Origin of the sequence: Nonomuraea candida (genome assembly GCF_000725485.1) — a bacterium.
GTDB lineage: Bacteria > Actinomycetota > Actinomycetes > Streptosporangiales > Streptosporangiaceae > Nonomuraea > Nonomuraea candida.
Map to the genome: position 1 here is coordinate 430,655 of NZ_KL647031.1, position 17,195 is coordinate 447,849.

18 protein-coding genes are annotated in these 17,195 nt (G+C 73.0%); 5 read left to right on the forward strand and 13 right to left on the reverse strand.

Translation table 11 applies throughout. The features are described 5' to 3' along the window. Window positions 1-26: 26 nt before the first annotated feature. Both IO39_RS45875 and IO39_RS45880 read right to left on the reverse strand, forming a co-directional pair. Window positions 27-677: an LppX_LprAFG lipoprotein gene (locus IO39_RS45875; protein ID WP_043638938.1), complete on the reverse strand. Its 651-nt coding sequence runs from the start codon at window positions 675-677 to the stop codon at window positions 27-29. A 59-nt stretch (window positions 678-736) separates the two neighbouring features. After that, window positions 737-1,195, reverse strand: a complete 459-nt coding sequence (locus IO39_RS45880; protein WP_043638941.1) for a MarR family winged helix-turn-helix transcriptional regulator — start codon at window positions 1,193-1,195, stop codon at window positions 737-739. A gap of 93 nt (window positions 1,196-1,288) precedes the next feature. On the opposite strand from IO39_RS45880, the gene IO39_RS45885 reads away from it, so the two are divergent. Beyond that, window positions 1,289-2,215, forward strand: coding sequence for a cation diffusion facilitator family transporter (locus IO39_RS45885; RefSeq protein WP_043638944.1), 927 nt, complete (start codon window positions 1,289-1,291; stop codon window positions 2,213-2,215). On the opposite strand, the gene IO39_RS45890 is transcribed toward IO39_RS45885, so the two are convergent. The 11 genes from IO39_RS45890 to IO39_RS45940 all read right to left on the reverse strand — a co-directional run bounded on the left by IO39_RS45890 (window position 2,172) and on the right by IO39_RS45940 (window position 13,410). Beyond that, complete coding sequence (locus tag IO39_RS45890; RefSeq protein WP_084774627.1) at window positions 2,172-2,858, reverse strand: 4'-phosphopantetheinyl transferase family protein; 687 nt, start codon at window positions 2,856-2,858, stop codon at window positions 2,172-2,174. The genes IO39_RS45885 and IO39_RS45890 overlap by 44 nt on opposite strands. Window positions 2,859-2,875: 17 nt before the next feature. Then, entirely contained in the window at window positions 2,876-3,700 is an 825-nt protein-coding gene (locus IO39_RS45895; RefSeq protein WP_043638947.1) for a hypothetical protein, read from the reverse strand. Beyond that, complete coding sequence (locus IO39_RS45900) at window positions 3,697-5,124, reverse strand: MlaD family protein (RefSeq protein WP_043638949.1); 1,428 nt, start codon at window positions 5,122-5,124, stop codon at window positions 3,697-3,699. The genes IO39_RS45895 and IO39_RS45900 overlap by 4 nt, the downstream gene beginning before the upstream one ends. Beyond that, window positions 5,121-6,119 (reverse strand): MCE family protein, encoded by a 999-nt coding sequence (locus IO39_RS45905; protein WP_043638952.1) that lies wholly within the window; start codon window positions 6,117-6,119, stop codon window positions 5,121-5,123. Before IO39_RS45905 ends, IO39_RS45900 begins: the two co-directional genes overlap by 4 nt. Further along, window positions 6,116-7,138, reverse strand: coding sequence for an MCE family protein (locus tag IO39_RS45910; RefSeq protein ID WP_043638955.1), 1,023 nt, complete (start codon window positions 7,136-7,138; stop codon window positions 6,116-6,118). Before IO39_RS45910 ends, IO39_RS45905 begins: the two co-directional genes overlap by 4 nt. Beyond that, window positions 7,135-8,163, reverse strand: a complete 1,029-nt coding sequence (locus IO39_RS45915; protein WP_245642638.1) for an MlaD family protein — start codon at window positions 8,161-8,163, stop codon at window positions 7,135-7,137. The genes IO39_RS45910 and IO39_RS45915 overlap by 4 nt, the downstream gene beginning before the upstream one ends. Then, window positions 8,160-9,203, reverse strand: a complete 1,044-nt coding sequence (locus IO39_RS45920) for an MCE family protein (protein WP_043638960.1) — start codon at window positions 9,201-9,203, stop codon at window positions 8,160-8,162. Before IO39_RS45920 ends, IO39_RS45915 begins: the two co-directional genes overlap by 4 nt. Before the next feature lie 3 nt (window positions 9,204-9,206). Then, window positions 9,207-10,220, reverse strand: coding sequence for an MCE family protein (locus IO39_RS45925; protein ID WP_043638963.1), 1,014 nt, complete (start codon window positions 10,218-10,220; stop codon window positions 9,207-9,209). A 4-nt stretch (window positions 10,221-10,224) separates the two neighbouring features. Next, window positions 10,225-11,079, reverse strand: coding sequence for an MlaE family ABC transporter permease (locus IO39_RS45930; protein ID WP_084774700.1), 855 nt, complete (start codon window positions 11,077-11,079; stop codon window positions 10,225-10,227). Window positions 11,080-11,090: 11 nt separating this feature from the next. Next, window positions 11,091-11,882: an MlaE family ABC transporter permease gene (locus IO39_RS45935; protein WP_043638969.1), complete on the reverse strand. Its 792-nt coding sequence runs from the start codon at window positions 11,880-11,882 to the stop codon at window positions 11,091-11,093. A gap of 136 nt (window positions 11,883-12,018) precedes the next feature. Beyond that, window positions 12,019-13,410, reverse strand: a complete 1,392-nt coding sequence (locus IO39_RS45940; protein WP_043638971.1) for an aminopeptidase P family protein — start codon at window positions 13,408-13,410, stop codon at window positions 12,019-12,021. Between the two features lie 136 nt (window positions 13,411-13,546). On the opposite strand from IO39_RS45940, the gene IO39_RS45945 reads away from it, so the two are divergent. The 4 genes from IO39_RS45945 (at window position 13,547) to IO39_RS45965 (ending at window position 17,187) form a co-directional block, all read left to right on the forward strand. Next, the gene (locus IO39_RS45945) at window positions 13,547-13,975 is read left to right on the forward strand and encodes a CBS domain-containing protein (RefSeq protein WP_043639813.1); all 429 of its coding nucleotides are present in this window, start codon (window positions 13,547-13,549) and stop codon (window positions 13,973-13,975) included. A 61-nt stretch (window positions 13,976-14,036) separates the two neighbouring features. Beyond that, window positions 14,037-14,672 (forward strand): Rv1352/Rv1906c domain-containing protein, encoded by a 636-nt coding sequence (locus tag IO39_RS55675; RefSeq protein WP_157549873.1) that lies wholly within the window; start codon window positions 14,037-14,039, stop codon window positions 14,670-14,672. Between the two features lie 86 nt (window positions 14,673-14,758). Further along, window positions 14,759-15,532: a cyclase family protein gene (locus tag IO39_RS45960; protein ID WP_043638974.1), complete on the forward strand. Its 774-nt coding sequence runs from the start codon at window positions 14,759-14,761 to the stop codon at window positions 15,530-15,532. After that, entirely contained in the window at window positions 15,529-17,187 is a 1,659-nt protein-coding gene (locus IO39_RS45965; RefSeq protein ID WP_043638976.1) for a thiamine pyrophosphate-binding protein, read from the forward strand. Before IO39_RS45960 ends, IO39_RS45965 begins: the two co-directional genes overlap by 4 nt. The last annotated feature ends 8 nt before the right edge of the window (window positions 17,188-17,195 follow it).

Sequence of the window (17,195 nt, forward strand, 5' to 3'; positions counted from 1 at the left end):
GAGGCGGGTCCTCATGAAGCGCGCCCTCATGAAGCCGGGGGCGGCGTGATCGTGATCGGCGCGTCGTAGTCGCTGAACGTCACCGTCACCGTGCCGCCCTGCAGCGGCAGGCTCGCCCTGGTCAGGCGGCCGCTGGCCTGGTCGAGCCAGACCTTGCCGCTGACGCCCTGCGTGACGCCGGGGACGATCCGCGCCACCACGTCGGCGGGGAAGGTCGTGGCGACCCGGTAGGAGCCGCTCTCCACGCCCTCCACCTTGGGGTCGGTGCCCGCGGAGAGCAGCCCGGCGATGCCCTTGGTGGGCCCGAGGATCACCGACGGGTCGTAGAACTGGGCGAGCTGTTCCCGCGTCATCTTCTGGAACCCGCCCGTCGGGCCCTTGAAGTGCACCGTCTCGCCGACCAGGGCGAAGGTGACCTCCTGGAGGGTGCCCAGCACGTCGATCGTCAGCGTGCCGTCGGCGTCGCCCCCGGCCGTGAGCCGGCCGTCGGCCTTCTTGACCGGGACCTTCGGCTCGCCCTCGGTCGTGATCGAGAAACTGGCCGACTTGACGGCCGTCATCGCGTCCGCGGCCTTCTTCATCAGGTCGGGACCGGCGGGCAGCTCAGCCCCGCCGCCCCCGGACGAGCAGGCGGACACCAGCGCGAGCAGGGCCACGACGAGGAGTCTTCTGAGCATGACCGGATCGTATCGATCGCCCGTGAGGGCCGCGCGCCGTCGCCGATATCGGTTGGATGTCAGCGCAGTTTCTTCAGATGCTCCACGATCGGCGCGTACGCCTCCTCGATCGCCTCCAGCTGGTCGTCGGTGAGCCGGTCGACGAAGTGCTCGCGCACGCCGCCCACGTGGTGCGGAGCCACCCGCTGGATCGTCTCCCAGCCCTCGTCGGTCAGCACCGCGAAGGTGCCCCGCCGGTCGTCACGGCAGTCTTCCCTGGTGACCAGGCCCTTGGCCTCCATGCGGGAGATCTGGTGCGACAGCCGGCTGCGTGACTGGATGGTCGCGTCGGCCAGGTCGCTCATGCGCATGCGCCGGTCGCGGCTCTCGGAGAGGTTGACGAGGATCTCGTAGTCGTTCAGCGAGAGCGAGTGCTCCTGCAACTCGCGGTCGAGCCGGTGCATGAGCAGCTTGTGCAGCGCCAGATGCGTGCGCCAAGCGCGTTGTTCGGCGGGTGAGAGCCAGCGAGGCGCGCTCATCGATTCTCCTTCGGCGCGGTGCGGCGGGAATCCCCGTCCTGAGGGCAGGGCGCAGCCAAGATCTCCAAGATAGCGCAACTAAGGTGGTGCGCTATGGCGGAGAAGTCGGGGGAGAGCCTGGGCACGGTGCTGGTGGCCGGGGCGGCCAACCTCACCATCGCGCTGGCCAAGCTCGTCGCCGGTCTCATCGGCGGCTCGGCGGCCATGTTGTCGGAGGCCGCCCACTCCGCCGCCGACACCGTGACCGAGCTGCTCCTGCTGGTGTCGGTGCGCGGCGCGGGCAAGCCCGCCGACCGGCGGCATCCGTTCGGGCACGGTAAGGCGGGGTTCTTCTGGGCCATGATGGCGGCGGTCGCGACCCTGGTGGGCGGGGCCGGGTTCTCCATCACGCACGGGCTGCACGAGATCAGCCATGGTGAGGAGCTGGCGAACCTCACCCCCTCGTACATCGTGCTGGCGGTCTCGTTCGTCATCGAGGGCATCTCGCTGGCCAAGGCGCTCTCGCAACTGCGGGGCGAGGCCGCCCGGCACGACGTCAGCCCCGCGCGCCTGGCGCGGCTCACCTCCGACACCGCGCTGAAGGCCGTGCTGTTCGAGGACGCCGCCGCCCTCGTCGGGCTGCTGCTCGCCGCCGCCGGGCTGCTCGGCTCGCAGCTGACCGGTTCGGCGCTCTGGGACGGCCTCGCGTCCGTCGCGATCGGCCTGCTCCTGCTGGTCGTGGCGCTCATCCTGATCGCCTCGAACCTGTCGCTGCTCATCGGGCAGGCCGCGCCGCAGAGCGTGGAGACCGGCATCCGCGCCGTGCTGATGGCGCAGCCCGAGGTGGACGACGTGGTCGAGCTGCTCACCATGATGATCGGGCCGGGCGACATCCTGGTTGCCGCGAAGATCGACTTCAAGGACGCGGCCAGCGCGGCCGGCGTGGAGCTGGCCTGCGAGGAGGTGGACCGGCGGCTGCGCGAGCGCTTCCCCGGGATCAGCCAGGTCTTCCTCGATCCCACCCCGACCGCTCGCCGCTGAGATCCCACGCCGGCCGCTCGCCGCTGAGATTCCACTCCGGCCGCCCGCCGCTCACCCGCTCGGGGATGGGCGCCCGCCGGGCGGGCGCGTCGGTGACGACCGCCACCCTGATGTCCGGCCCGACGCTCCACTCCAGCAGATGCCTGCCGGTCAGGTCGTCGCCGCCGGCGGCCAGCTTGTCCAGCGACAGCTCACCCCGCTTGACCAGCGCCTCCTTGCGCGTCCAGTGCCTGATCAGCTCGTCGTTGCCGGTGACCAGCGCGCGCTCGCGCGGGGTGAGCACCCGGTCGGCCAGCATCGTGTCCAGCGGGCCCGGGCGCACGTGCTCGGCGTCGATGCCCACCTTGCCGGGCCCGGCCGCCGCGCACACGTAGCCGCGCGTGTGGCTGAAGCTGAGCCCCAGGTCGGGAGCCTGTTCGAGGTACGGTCTGCCGTGCCCCAGGCCGTGCAGGTCGCAGTATTGCAGCAGCGTCAGCTCCGCCGGGTCGGCGTCGAGCACGGCGGCGGCGCAGAGCCGGGCCAGGAGGTGGGCGGCGATGAAGCAGGTGCGGTCCTCCTCGAACCGGAAGCGGGCGGCCCGCTCCCTCTCCACCTCTGTGAGCCATTCGTCCGGGGCGCGCACCTCGTCGGGGCGGCCACCCATCGCTAAGGGGCCGATCGTCAGTCCTTCTTCTTCTCGTCGTCGCCGTTGAGGTTGTACTGGTCTTCCGAGGCCGCGCCGAGCACGGTCACGTCATGAATCTTCCAGGTCCCCTTCTCCTTCACAAGGCTGATCTTAAGATGGGAATCCTTCACCGAGCGGATCGCCTCGGAAGTGTTCACCTGCTGGTCCACCACGACGATGGCGCGGGCGGTGGCCTCGTCCACGTCGGCCACGTACACCTCGCGCACCGTGGCCTGCGCGGTCGCCTTGAGCTTGACGATGACCTGCGCCATCGCGCCGCCGAAGGCCGCGTCGTAGGTGGCCAGGAAGTCGCCCGTGGCCTGCGCCGCCAGGGCCGAGCGGCTGCTCTGCAGGCTGCGGTAGTCGTAGCCGAGCAGGGCGCGGCTGAACGCGGCCGCCGCGCCGGAGACCTCCAGGCGCAGGGCGCGCTCGGACTCCAGCCTGGCGCCGGCGTCCTGGGCCCGGGCGGCGGCCATCCACTGCAGGACCGCGGTGGCGGCGAGCGCGGTCACCAGCATCGCGGCCAGCGCGCCCAGCACCTTGGCCCGCCTCACCCCGGCCGCTCCCCGCAACCGCCCGGCCTCCGCCTCCCCGGCCTCTTCCGCCTGCGTGGCGGGAGGCTTCGGGCCGTCCGGCCCGGGTGCGGCGGTTTCCGGCGCGGCGGCGTCCGGAGGCGGCGTGGCGTCCCCGCTCCGGACGGCGTCCTCCGGAGCTGCGTCCTCTGCAGCGGTGGCCTCCGGGGTGGTGGCCGCAGGGGGAGCGGTGTCCTCGGGCGGGGCGGCGGGGTGGGCCTGATCGGTGAGGTCCTGGCTGGTGGTCATCGTGACTCCTCACGGCGGCGGGCGGCCCGGCCCGCGGCGGTCCAGCCCACGATGCCACCACTCGCCACCACGGCGAGGAAGATCGCGGCAATCAGCGGGATGGCGTTCGTCGGGGTGCCGGACGCGGCACGGGGGGCGGCCGTGCCCTTGGGGGTCTCACGGGATTCGGGGGCGGCGGACCCGTCCGGGGAGGGGGCGTCCTCGCCGGGGCCGGGACTGCCGGTGGGGTCCGGGCGGTCGGTGGGGTCCGGGCGGTCGGCGGCGTCCGCCCGGCGGTCGGCGCCGTCTCCGGGGCCGGCGCCGGTTCCGGCGTCGGCACCCGTCCTGGAGCCGGTGCCCGTCCTGGAGTCGGCGCCGCTCCCGGGGTCGGCGGCGGGTGCGCGGGCGGGGCAGGCGCGGAGCCGGGGCACCGTGGGCGGGCCGAGCGGGCCCGCGTACTCCTCGGCGGGCGTGGGCCCGCCCGGCACGCTGAAGACGAACGCCGCCTTGCCGTACACGGTGTCGCCGCGCCGGTCGGTGATGTCGCCGGCCAGGCTCAGCGCGGTCGGCATGATGCTCAGCAGGTGGTGCACGTCCTGGGAGGTGCGCGCGGAGAACACCGGCCGGTGCGGCAGCCCGGCCGCCGTCAGCAGGCACGAGAACCCCGGCCTGGACGACCTGACGGCCGCGTCGAGCCGGGCGAAGACGCCGGGCCCCCGGTCGAGGAAGGCGTGCAGGTCCGTACGCGACTCCCGCAGCGCGGCCGTCACCGCGCTCAGGTCCGTGATCCCCGAGGCCAGCTCGCCCCGCCTGCCGGCCAGCGTGTGCGTGAGCCGGGTGAGCTGCACGGACAGGTCGTCGAGCAGCTCGGCGTTGTCGGCCAGGGTGCCGGTCAGGGAGTGGGCGTCGTCGATGATGCGCCTGATCGCGGGCGCCCGCCCGTCGAGCGCGACGGCCAGCTCGTGCACGATGGTCTCGGCGTCCTCGGGCGGCACCGCGTTCAGCAGCTTGCCGACCCCCTCGAACAGCTTCTTGTAGTCCAGCGGCACGGTCGTCCTGGCCAGCGGGATCGTGTCGCCGGCGGCGAGCGGGGGCCCGGTGACGCCGGCGGCGGGCGGCGACAGCTCGACGTACGGCTCACCGATGGCCGAGCGGCGGCGCACCTCGGCCGTGACGCCCTTCGGCAGCCGGACCTCCCTGTCGATGTCCAGCCCCACCACGATCCTGCCGGGCGCCAGCCGCACGTCGCCGATCCTGCCGACCCGCACCCCCAGGTACGCCACGTCGAACCCCCGGATCAGCCCGGGGGAGGAGACGAACTCGGCCGAGACCCGGTAGGGCCGCTCGATCGCGTCCAGCCGGATGATCGTGCTGAACGCCCAGACCGTCATGACGATCCCCAGCAGCACGAAGAAGCCCAGGTTGAGCCAGATGCGCCGTTTCATCGCGGCGGCCCCAGCAGCAGCCGGAAGTCCTCGGCCCGGTCCGGCGCGGGCTGGTCCCGCACCGACGGCAGCAGGCCCTTCAGCCACACGTAGATCAGCACCTGCCCGTTGACGGTGATCGGCGGCGCGTCGATGAACTTCTGCAGCCTGGCCACCAGCGTCTTGAGGTCCTCCTTGCCCCGCTGCATGGCGGAGGAGACGGCCTCCAGCTCGCGCAGCAGCGTGCGCAGCCGGGCGGCGTGGCGCGGGTAGACGGTGAGGTTGGCCTCCTTGGCCAGCCTGGTCAGCGCGACCACGGCCTTCTTCACGTGCCGCCGCCCGTGGGCGAGGCGCTCGGTGGCGGCGGACAGGGTGCCCGGCAGCCGGTCCAGCTCGGCGCTGCCCTCGGCGAGGTCGTCCCCGAGCCTGGCCAGGGAGTCGATCGAGGTGGCCAGGTCGCGGCGGGCGGCGGCGTAGGCGTCGGTGACCTGCGCGGTCCGCCTGATCAGCCGGTTGACGTCGGCGCCCTGCCCGGAGAAGGCGGTGGCGGCGGCGTCGAGGACGGCGTTGACGTCCTGCGCCCCGAGCGCCTCGATGAGCGGCCCGGCCCGCGCGGTGACCTGCTCGATGTCCGGCTCCACGGAGGTGTCGGCGACGGTCGCGCCGTCCTTCAGGTACGGCCCCGTGGCCAGGTCCTTGCCCGGCGGCGGGCTGAGCAGCACGTAGTTCTCGCCCAGCACGGACGTCTTGGCCACGGTGGCCGTGCTGCCCTCGGGCACCCGGTGCGCCGACAGGATCGACATGGTGACCCTGGCCCGGTAGCCCTCCAGCCGGATGCCGGTCACGGTGCCCACGCGTACGTCGGAGATCTGCACGCTGTGCCCGGTCACCAGGCTCTGCACGTCGTCGAAGACGGCGTTCAGCGTCAGGTCGCCGGTGGTCGCGCCGAGCGTCTGCAGCGAGCACGAGGCGGTCAGGAGCAGCGCCGCGCAGGCGGTGGCCGGTCGCAGGGTCATCGGGCGCCTCCCCGCCGCTGGAAGGGGCAGTTGCTCAGGCCGCCGGGCAGGCACGGCACCTCGCCCAGGTCCAGCGCGTCGAACAGCGGCGTCAGCCAGGCCCTGGTCATCGCGTTGAGCACGACGCGGATCTTCAGCACGTGCTGCCTCCTGTCCCAGGAGTCGATCAGCACGTCGGCGAAGTCGGCCGCGCCCTTGACCGCCCGCGCCGCCGACGCGCTGTTGGCCCTGACCGTGAGCACCAGCTCGGCCAGCGTGGTGGCGGCCCGCGGCAGCCGTTGCGCGTACTGCTCGATGATGACGTCGCCGCGCCGGACGAAGCCGGCCATGGACGAGACGAACCCGCGCAGCCGCCGCCGCTCGTCGGCCAGGATCGCGCCGGCCTCGGAGAAGGCGTCGATCGCGCCGGTCACCTGGCTCTCGCGCTCGTTGAGGCTGGTGGCCAGCTTGTTCAGCCCGTCGGCCAGCTCGATGAGGCGCTGGTCCTGCTTGGCCAGGACGCCGGTCAGCTCGGAGGTGTCGGCGATCGCCTTGTTGATCGTCCTGCCCCGCCCTCTGACGCCGTCGGCCAGGTCGCCGGCCACGTCGCCGAGCTTGTCGCCGTCGAGCGCGTCGGTCAGCCGGGTGAAGGCGTCCAGCGCCTCGTCGATCTCCACCGGCAGGTCGGTGCGCTCCAGCGGGATGGTCGCGCCCGGCCGGATGCGCTGCTGGCCCGGCCGCCAGGGCGGGTAGAGCACGACGTTGCGCTCGCCGAGCGTGTTCTGCGGCGCGACCACGGCCTTGACCCCGGACGGCAGCGGCACGCGCGGGTCGATCAGCAGCTCGACCCGCACCCTGTCGCCGGAGATCCGGATCCGGTCGACGTATCCGGCGTCGAGTCCCATCACCTTCACCCGCGCCTCCTCGTACAGGGACGGCGCGCTGGCGAAGATCGCCACCAGCCGGTACGGTCCCGCCCCCGCCGCGCAGCCGGAGGCCAGCAGCACCCAGGCCAGCAACACCGCCGTGAGCCGTCTCATCGGTCACTCCTGCCGTCCTTCGCGATGGCGGCCAGCACCTCGGGGTTGACCGGCCCGAGCCCGGTGGCGATGGCCTCCAGCCATGGCCCCTGCCCGCCCATGGTGGCCAGCCCGGAGAACGTCGGCCCCGCCCAGGCCAGCAGCGTGTTGAGCCGCTCGTTGCTGCCGCTGAGCCGGGTGGTGATGGCCGCGTTGTCGTCGAGCACCTCGATCAGCGACCCCTCGTGCTCGTCGATCAGCCGGGTGGTGCTCCGCACCAGCTCGCTGCCGTCGCCGAGCAGCGTGCGCAGCTCGTTCCTGCGCGTGCGCAGCTCGGTCAGCATGACGTCCACGGCGTCGATGAGCCGGCCGAGCTGCCGGTCCTTCTTCTCCAGCAGCTCCATGACCTTCGTGCCGTTGTCGATCAGCCGCTGGAGCTGCGGCTCGCTCCTGCTGATGGTGTCGGCCAGGTCGCCGATGTCGTCCAGCAGCCGGGTGACCCGACCCCGCTTGACCACGTCGAGCTTGCCCAGCTCGGCCAGCAGGTCGTCCACGGCGCCGGTGTCGAGCCGCTCCACCAGCCGGGTGGCGTCCTTGACGGCGTCGTTGATGAGCGTGGGCACGCCGGTGCGCTCGACCGGGATGCGCCGCCGCTCCTCGGGGAGCTGGTCGAGGTACGGGGGCGCGACCGGGCCGCTGAGCTTGACGTACCGGCCGCCGAGCAGGTTGGACAGGGTGATGTCGGCGCGGGTGGCGCGGCCGAGCCGGACGCCGTCGTCCACCTTCCACGTCACGACCACGTGACCTTGACCGTAGTCGGCGCGCACCTCGGTGACCTTGCCGACGCGCACCCCCGCGACCCGGACGTCGTTGCCGGTGCGCAGCCCGCCGGAGTCGGCGAACACGCCCGACACGACGTAGCCGCCCTCCAGCAGCCCCAGGTTGCCCACGAGGAACGTCGTCACGAGGAGCACGGCCAGCGTGGCCAGCGACACCAGCCCGACGGCGTGCTTGTTGCGGTCCCTGAAGGACTTGCCCGCCATCATCGGCCCACCAGCAGCTTCCGCAGGTCCTTCTCGCTGGAGATCCTGGTGTTGCGCAGCGGCGGCGGCGCCCGCATCCCGTACGGGCAGGGCGCGGCGTTCAGCGCCAGGCAGGGCACGGCGGTGATGAAGTAGCGGCCCCGGCTGACCGTCGAGTACGCCCGCGTGAACAGCGGCGGGAACGTGCTGACCACCTTGTCGATCTCGCCCACGTGCCGCCTGATGCCGCCGGTCAGCCCGGACAGGTTGTCGACCAGGCGGCCCAGCTCGGCGGCGTTCTTCCCGAGCACCTCGTTGGAGGTGTGGAAGGTCGCCGACAGCTCCACCAGCGCGTCGTCCACCAGCTTGCGGTTGCGGGCGAACGCCTCCGACAGCGTGACGAGGTTGTCCACGAGCCGCTCGATCTGCCTGTCCCGCTTGGCCACCACGCCGGTGACGGTCGCGTAGTCCTCCAGGAGCTGCTCGATCGTCCGCTTGCGCTCGGCGACGGTGGTGGTGATGGCGTTGACGTTGTCGAGCAGGCGCGGGATGTTCTCGTCGTTGCCCTTGAGGGCGGTGGCGGCGGCGGTGAGCAGCTGGTTGATCTGCTCGGGGTCCAGGCTGCGGGTGAGCGGGCCGAGGTCGCCGACCAGCTCGCCGATGTCCACGACGGAGGAGGTGCGGGTGATGCGCGACCCGGGCGGCAGCCTGCCGGGGGCGGTGCCGGGCAGCAGGTAGACCACGCGCTGGCCGACGGCGTTGCGCCAGCGTACGGCGGCCTCGGTGTCGGTGGGCACCCTGACCGCGTCCAGCACCTCCATGCTCACCTCCGCCCGCCCGTCCACGACCCTGATCGCCTCGACCTGGCCGACGGGCGCACCGGCGATCTTGACCTGGTCGCCCTCGACCAGCCCCGAGACGTCGTCGAACACGGCGACGAGCCGGTAGCCGCCGCCCGTGCCCACGCGGGCGATCTGCACGGCGATCAGCACGATCAGCGACCCGGTCAGCCCGATGAACAGCACGAAGCGGACGAAGGTCCAGCGGCGGCGGACACGTTCCATGCCTCAGCGCCTCCCGTCGGTCGGGCCGCAGGCGCCGACGATCAGCTCGCAGACGTCGGTGGCGATGAACGCCTCCACCTGGAGCTGGCGGCTGCCGCCGGGCCCCTGCGCCTCGATCAGCTCGTTGAGCAGGCCGACCAGCGTGCCCAGGCCGCGCACGCCGTCGCCGGCCAGGCCGAGCTGGGCGTAGATGAGCGCGGCCACCCGCTCGCCGGAGCGCACCCCGGCCCGCAGGTTCCCCCGGTGCCGGGCCAGGCCGTGCGAGACCTGCCCGGAGAGCGAGGTGACCTCCTCCAGCAGGGCGCGCACCCTGCCGGCCCGCGCCAGCAGGCCGGGGGTGATGACGTTGACGTCGGAGGAGATGGCGACCAGGTCGTCCCCCTTGTCCGACAGGGCCGTGCCGAGCAGGGCGGCGTCGCGCAGGAACTGCCGCGCCCGCGCCCGGTGCCGGTGCGCCACGCCGACGACCTCGCCGGCGTCGCCGATCAGCTCGCGCAGGCTCGCGCCCTTGCCCTCCAGCCCCTTGGCCAGGGTGTGCACGATGACCGTGACCTCGCGCGGATCGACGGCGGCCAGGCCGCGGTAGGCGTCGCCGAGCGTGTCGGACAGGTCGACGGGGTCCCGGGTGTCGGTGATCACCGCGCCGGCCGCCAGGTACGGGCCCGTGGTCTCGCCCGCGCCGGGCTCCAGGCCGACGTACTTGGGGCCGAACACCGACGCCGGCTCCACCGAGGCGACCGCCGTCGCCGGCACCCTGACGGTCACGTGCATCGTGACCACGGCCCGGCCCCTGGCGTCGAGCGAGAGCCCGGTCACCTCGCCGACCGTGACGCCGCGGATCTTGACCGGGGAGCCGCCGTCGAGGCCCTGCCCGGCCCGGCCGAACACCGCCTGGATGCGGGTGCCGGGGACCGCGGTGGCGTTGCGGACGGCGTACAGGGCGCTCGCGGCCAGCACCGCCACCAGGGCCAGCGCGATGCCGAGGCGGGCGGGGAGTGGGAGGTCTGCTCGGGCCACCGGCTCACCCCGTCAGCGGTATGTTGCCGCCGCCGCCCCAGAACACGTACGACAGCAGCAGGTTGAGCAGCACGATCGTGACGATCGACTGGCGGATGGCCCGGCCCGCCGCCACCCCCACGCCCACCGGCCCGCCCGTGGCGTGGAAGCCGTGGAAGCAGTGGATCACGATGACGGCGAAGGCGAACACCGCGACCTTGGCGACGCTGAACGCGATGTCGCTGACCGGCAGGTACAGGTAGAAGTAGTAGTCGTAGACCCCCGGCGCCAGCCCGAACAGCACGGTGCACATCAGCCGCGTCGCGAAGAAGCTGGCGAACAGCGCGATCAGATAGATCGGCACCAGCGCCAGCAGCGCCGCCACGACCCGCGTGCAGATCAGGTAGGTGAAGGCGTTGATGCCCATCACCTCCAGCGCGTCGATCTCCTCGGAGATCCGCATCGCGCCCAGCTCCGCCGTGAACGACGAGCCGACCTGCGCCGCCAGCGCCGTGGCGGCGATGATCGGGGTGATCTCCCGGACGTTGGCGAAGCTGCCGACCAGCCCCATGAACGACTCCGCGCCGATGGCCTGCAGCCCCTGGTAGCCCTGCAGCCCCACGGTCGCGCCCACGACGAACGCCATCGTGAACACCACGAAGATCATGCCGCCGCCGATGACGGTCGCGCCGACGCCCACCACGACGTCGCTGACCTGCCGCAGGACGACCTTGGCGTACTTCAGGCGCAGCACGACGTCGCGTACGGAGTAGAACAGCACCCGCCACACGAACACCGGCCAGTCGGCCAGCGTGGCGAACCGCTCGGCGGCGTCCCGGCCCCGCAGGGCGAGCCTCAGGCCGGCCGTCCGCGTGACCATGCGCGTGACCATCAGAGCGACCTCGGCGGGTAGGCCAGGAAGTACACGGCCGAGATCACGTAGTTGAACGTGAACACCAGCATGAACGTCACCACGGTCGCCTGGTTGACCGCCCGCCCCACGCCCACCGGGCTGGTCGCGCACGTCATGCCCTTCCAGCAGGCCACCCCGGCGGCGACGAAGCCGAAGATCCACGCCTTGAACAGCGTCACGTACAGGTCGGAGGCCACGACGAGCGACAGCGCCCCGTCGAAGTACGCGCCCGGCGTGACGCCCTGCACGACCACGTTGAAGAAGTAGCCGCCGGCCGCGCCCGCCACGATGACGAGCGGGCACAGGCAGACCGCGACCGTGCTGGCCGCCCACATGCGCGGCGTGACCAGGCGATGGATCGGGTTGACCGACATGACCTCCATCGCGCTCAGCTCGTCGCGGATATGGCGCGCCCCGATGTCGGAGGTCATCGCGCTGCCGCCGGCCCCGGCGATGAGCAGCGCGCTGGCCAGCGGCGCCACCTCGCGGATGAGGCCGACGAAGACCGCGCTGCCGGTGGCCGAGCCGGCGCCGAGCTGGCGGGCCAGCTCGCCCACCTGTAAGGCGACGGTGGCGCCCAGCGGCAGGGCGACCAGCAGGACGGGGACGCTGGTGACGCGGGCCAGGAACCAGCACTGGTCGACGAACTCCCACCACCAGCGCCGGACGTCCCAGCTCCGGCGCAGGCCCTCCAGCACGATGACGAACAGGTCTCCGACCTGGCCGAGGGCCGAGCCGGCGCGGCGTCCGACATGCCCGGACCAGGCCATCACCACCTCCGCCGCCTACGGACTGGCAACCTTACTGACGGGCCGTCCAGTAGTCGATGCTCGGGCGGGAATTTGCGGGAAAGCGATGAGACCCGGCTCACACGTTGTCAGCCGGGTACGAAACGCGACCGCGCCGTTACATCAGCGCGCTCATCCACGACTCGATCTCGTCCGGGTGGCGGGGGAGCGCGGCGGACATCAGGGACGCGCCGCCGGCCGTGATCACGAGGTCGTCCTCGATGCGGATGCCGATGCCGCGCAGCTCCTCGGGCAGCGTCAGGTCGTCCGGCTGCAGGTACAGGCCCGGCTCCACGGTCAGCACGTGCCCCTCCTCCAGCACGCCGTCCAGGTAGACCTCCGCGCGGGACCTGGCGCAGTCGTGCACGTCCAGGCCGAGCATGTGGCCGCTGCTGCACAGCGTGTAGCGGCGGTACAGGCCCGTCTCCATCAGCTCGTCCGTGGACTGCTTGAGCAGGCCCCAGTCGCGCAGGCCGTCGCAGATGACGCGCATGGCCGCCAGGTGGAAGTCGCGGAAGCGGGCGCCGGGGCGCAGAGTGGCGATGGCGGCCGTCTGCGCCTCGTACACCAGCTCGTACGCCTGCCGCTGCACCGCGCTGAACCGGCCCGACAGCGGGAAGGTGCGGGTGACGTCGGCCGTGTAGAGGGTGTCCGCCTCGACGCCCGCGTCCATCAGCAGCAGGTCGCCGGGGTCGAGCGCGCCGTCGTTGCGGATCCAGTGCAGCACGCAGGCGTGCGACCCGGCCGCCACGATGCTGTCGTAGCCGACCGCGTTGCCCTCCAGCCGCGAGCGCAGCCCGAACACGCCCTCCAGGTACCGCTCGCCCCTGGGGTGCCCGATGGCCTTGGGCAGCGCGCGCACGACGTCCTCGAAGCCGCGGACGGTCGCGTCCACGGCCCCCTGCAGCTCGCCCAGCTCCCACTCGTCCTTGACCAGGCGCATCTCCGACAGGAACGACTCCAGCTCGGCGTCGCCGTCGCCGCGCGGCACCCGCGCGTCCACCGAGGCGTCCACCCCGCGCAGCACCCTGGCCGGGGCCCCGAGCTCCAGGTCGCGGATGTGGGCGCACTCGATCTGGTACAGCTCGGCGGCCTCGGCCAGGTCGGGGCGCGGCCCGGCCCAGAACTCGCCGTAGCGGCGGTCGCGGTAGAACTCCTGGCCCTCCTCGCGCGGGGCGCGCGGCCTGACGTACAGGACGGCCTGGCCGGACGGCTCGATCACCAGCACGTCGTCCGACTCGCTCGCCCCCGTCAGGTACGAGTAGGCGCTGTGCGGCCTGAACCGGTAGTCGCAGTCGTTGCTGCGCACCTTCAGCGTGCCGGCCGGGATCACCAGCCGCTCGCCGGGGAAGCGCTGCGCCAGCGCGGCGCGCCGCTTGGCCGCCCACGGCGCGATCGGCCGCGCGCTCACCTCGGCCCCGGCGCCCGGTGCCCAGCCGGTGCGCATGAAGGCGGCCAGCTCCTCGGTGACGGGCAGGTCGTGGCTTCCGGTGTTGAGCGGCTCGGTCATATGGCAATCCCTGGGTGATATTGCGGTTTTTGTACGGGATTTCGTACGGCAGCAGCCTACGTGACCGCTTGACGCCGCCCCACGCCCTTGTTTGCCTGGACCCAGGCTTGGAACACTGAGGGCAGGGGTGGTGCACATGCTCATCGGTACGATCCTTCGGAGCAAGGGCAGCGAGGTGACGACCGTGTCGCCCGCGGCGACCGTGCGCGAACTGCTCGCCCGGCTGGCCGAGCACAACATCGGAGCCGTGGTCGTCTCCACCGACGGCGTCACCATCGAGGGCATCGTCTCCGAGCGCGACGTCGTGCGGCGCCTGCACGACCGGGGCGCGGAGGTCCTCGACGCCCCCGTCTCGGCGATCATGACCACCGAGGTCACCACGGTGGGCCCCGATGCCAACGTCGACTCGCTGCGCCGCACCATGACCACCCAGCGCTTCCGCCACGTGCCGGTCGTCGACGGGGACCGCCTGGTCGGCATCGTGAGCATCGGCGACGTGGTCAAGAGCGCGATCGAGGAGCTGGAGACCGAGAAGGCGTCGCTCGTCGACTATCTGCACCGTTGACAGGGGTGGCACGCTTGGTCCCGTGATGTACGGGCCGCCCCCTCCTGACCACTACGCCCGGGTGCCTGAATACCCGAAGGCGACGAGCAGTCCACCGATCATCGTGCTCGTCGCCGGGCTGGCCGCCCTGCTGGGCTTCCTGCTGGGGGTGCTCGTGGGGTTCGGGGCGGGCACGACGGAGGAGGAGCCCGAGCCCAGGGTCACGGTGACGGTCGAGGAGAGCGAGCCGCCGCTGCCCGAGGAGACCGCCCCCGCCCAGCCCTCCACCCAGCCCGAGCCGGGTCAGACCGGCCAGCCCCAGCCCGGCCAGACCGGCCAGCCGGGGCAACCCCAGCCCGGCCAGACGGGGCAGCCGGGACAGCCCCAGCCGGGGCAGACCGGGCAGCCGGGACAGCCCCAGCCGGGGCAGACAGGGCCCGGCCAGACGGCCCCGCCGGACGGCGGCGGCGCGACCGGGCCCGCCGTCGACCTGTCCTCCCTGCTGAAGACGCTCGTCGTCGGCACCGACATCCAGCCCGGCACGTACCGCACCACCGGGCCCGCCTCCGGGTTCCCCATGTGCTACTGGGCCAGGCTGCGCGACACAACCGGCGGCGTGATCGCCACCGGCATGCCGGCCGGCCCCGTCGTCGTCACCATCCAGGCCACCGACAAGGCGTTCCAGACCGGCGGCTGCGCCGACTGGACCAGGGCCTGATCCGGCCCGATCACCGCCTGTCATGGCGTTTGCACTGGTAGGGCCGGGAGTAGGAGGATGCGCTCAGCCCACCAAGGAGGAAGACCATGTCGGTGTTGCAGAGCTTCGTGGACAGCGTGCGCAGCGGGGCGATCGAAGTGATCGACCTGACCGCGCCCCTCTCGGCGGAGACGCCGATCCTCCAGTTGCCCGAGCCGTTCGGCAACACGATCCCGTTCCGGCTGGAGGAGATCAGCCGCTACGACGACCGCGGCCCGGCCTGGTACTGGAACGACATCCACACCGGCGAGCACACCGGCACGCACTTCGACGCCCCCGTCCACTGGGTCACCGCCCGCGACGGGCAGGACGTCTCCCAGGTGCCGGCGCGCAGCCTCATCGCGCCCGCCGTGGTGCTCGACTTCGCCGCCGAGGCGGCCAAGGACCCCGACTTCCTCCTCCAGATCGACCACGTCAAGGAGTGGGAGCGGGCCAACGGCCCGCTGCCCGACGGCGGCTGGCTGCTCTACCGCACCGGCTGGGACGCCCGCTCCGGCGACCAGGCCGCCTTCCTGAACGCCGACGAGACCGGCCCGCACACCCCCGGCGTCTCCGCCGAGTGCGCCCGGTGGCTGGCCGCCGAGACCCCCGTCCTCGGCATCGGCGTCGAGACCGTCGGCACCGACGCGGGCGCCGCCCACTCCTTCGACCCGGCCTTCCCCTGCCACTCCTACCTGCTGGGCGCGGGCAAGTACGGCCTGACCCAGCTGCGCAACCTCGACCGCCTCCCGGTGACCGGGGCCGTCGTGGTCGCGCCGCCGCTGCCCATCGTGGGCGGCTCGGGCAGCCCCGTGCGCGTGCTGGCCCTGGTGGAACGTTGATCGTCGCCGAGGCCGTGGGCCGGGCCCTGGCCGCCTGCGGGGCCGGGGCCGCCTTCGGGGTGGTCGGCAGCGGCAACTTCCACGTCACCAACGCCCTCGTGGCCGCCGGCGTGCGCTTCGTCGCCGCCCGCCACGAGGGCGGGGCCGCCACCATGGCCGACGCCTACGCCCGGATGAGCGGCCGGGCCGCGATCGTGTCGGTGCACCAGGGGCCCGGGCTCACCAACGCCCTGACCGGCATCGCCGAGGCGGCCAAGAGCCGCACCCCGCTGATCGTGCCGGCCGGGGAGACCCGGGAGGCGCAGTCCAACTTCCACATCGACCAGGCCGGGCTGGCCACGGCGGTGGGGGCGGTGGCGCTGCGGGTCACGGACGCCGCGGCGGCGGTGGAGCAGGTGGTGGAGGCATACCGGGTGGCGGTGGCGGAGCGGCGCACGGTCCTGCTGAACCTGCCGCTCGACGTCCAGTCCGCCCCTTACGCCGGCCCGCCCGACGTGCCCGCCCTCGTCACCCGCCTCCTTCCGCCCACCCTGCCATCCGCGCCGCCGTCCCCGGTGGAGGGGGAGCTGGCGGCGCTGGCGCAGGCTCTGGAGGCGGCGGCGCGGCCGGTCTTCATCGCCGGGCGGGGCGCCCGGCACGCGCGCCGGGAGCTGGAGGAGCTGGCCGGGCGGACGGGGGCGCTGCTGGCGACCTCCGCGGTGGCCAGGGGCCTGTTCCGGGGCAGCCCGTGGGACCTGGACGTGTCCGGGGGCTTCGCCACGCCGCTGACGGCCGAGCTGATCCGCGGGGCCGACCTGGTCGTGGCCTGGGGCTGCGCGCTGAACATGTGGACCACCCGCCACGGCTCGCTGATCTCCTCCGGCACGAGGGTGGCCAAGGTGGACCTCGACCCGGCGGCCTTCACCACGCACGTCCCCGCCGACCTGGGCGTGACGGGCGACGCGGCCCACGTCGCCCGCGCCCTGACGGCCGCCCTGCCCGCCGGCCCCACAGCCCGCGGCTACCGCACGCCCGAGGTGGCACGGCGCATCCGGGACGAGGGGCGCTGGCGGGCCGTGCCGTACGAGGACGAGAGCGGCGGCGGCCGGATCGATCCCAGGACGCTCACGATCGCCCTCGACGACCTCCTGCCCGCCGAGCGCGTCGTGGCCGTCGACTCCGGGAACTTCATGGGATACCCGTCGATGTTCCTCGACGTGCCGGACGAGGGCGGGTTCTGCTTCACGCAGGCGTTCCAGTCGGTCGGGCTGGGCCTGGCGAGCGCGATCGGCGCCGCCGTGGCCCGCCCCGACCGGCTCCCGGTGGCCGCGCTCGGCGACGGCGGCGCGTTCATGGGCCTGGCCGAGCTGGAGACCGTGGTCCGGCTGGGCCTGCCCATGGTGATCGTCGTGTATGACGACGAGGCGTACGGCGCCGAGGTGCACCACTTCGGCCCGCACGGCCACCCGCTGGACACCGTCACCTTCCCCCCGGCCGACCTGGCCGCCATCGCCCGGGGTCACGGAATGGCCGCCGTGACCGTCACCGCGCGGGAGGACCTCGCGGGCGTGGCCGAGTGGCTCAAGGGCCCGCGCGAGCGCCCGCTGCTGGTCCACGCCAAGGTGACCGCCGAACGCGGCTCCTGGTGGCTGGAGGAGGCCTTCAAGGGCCACTGAGATCGGGC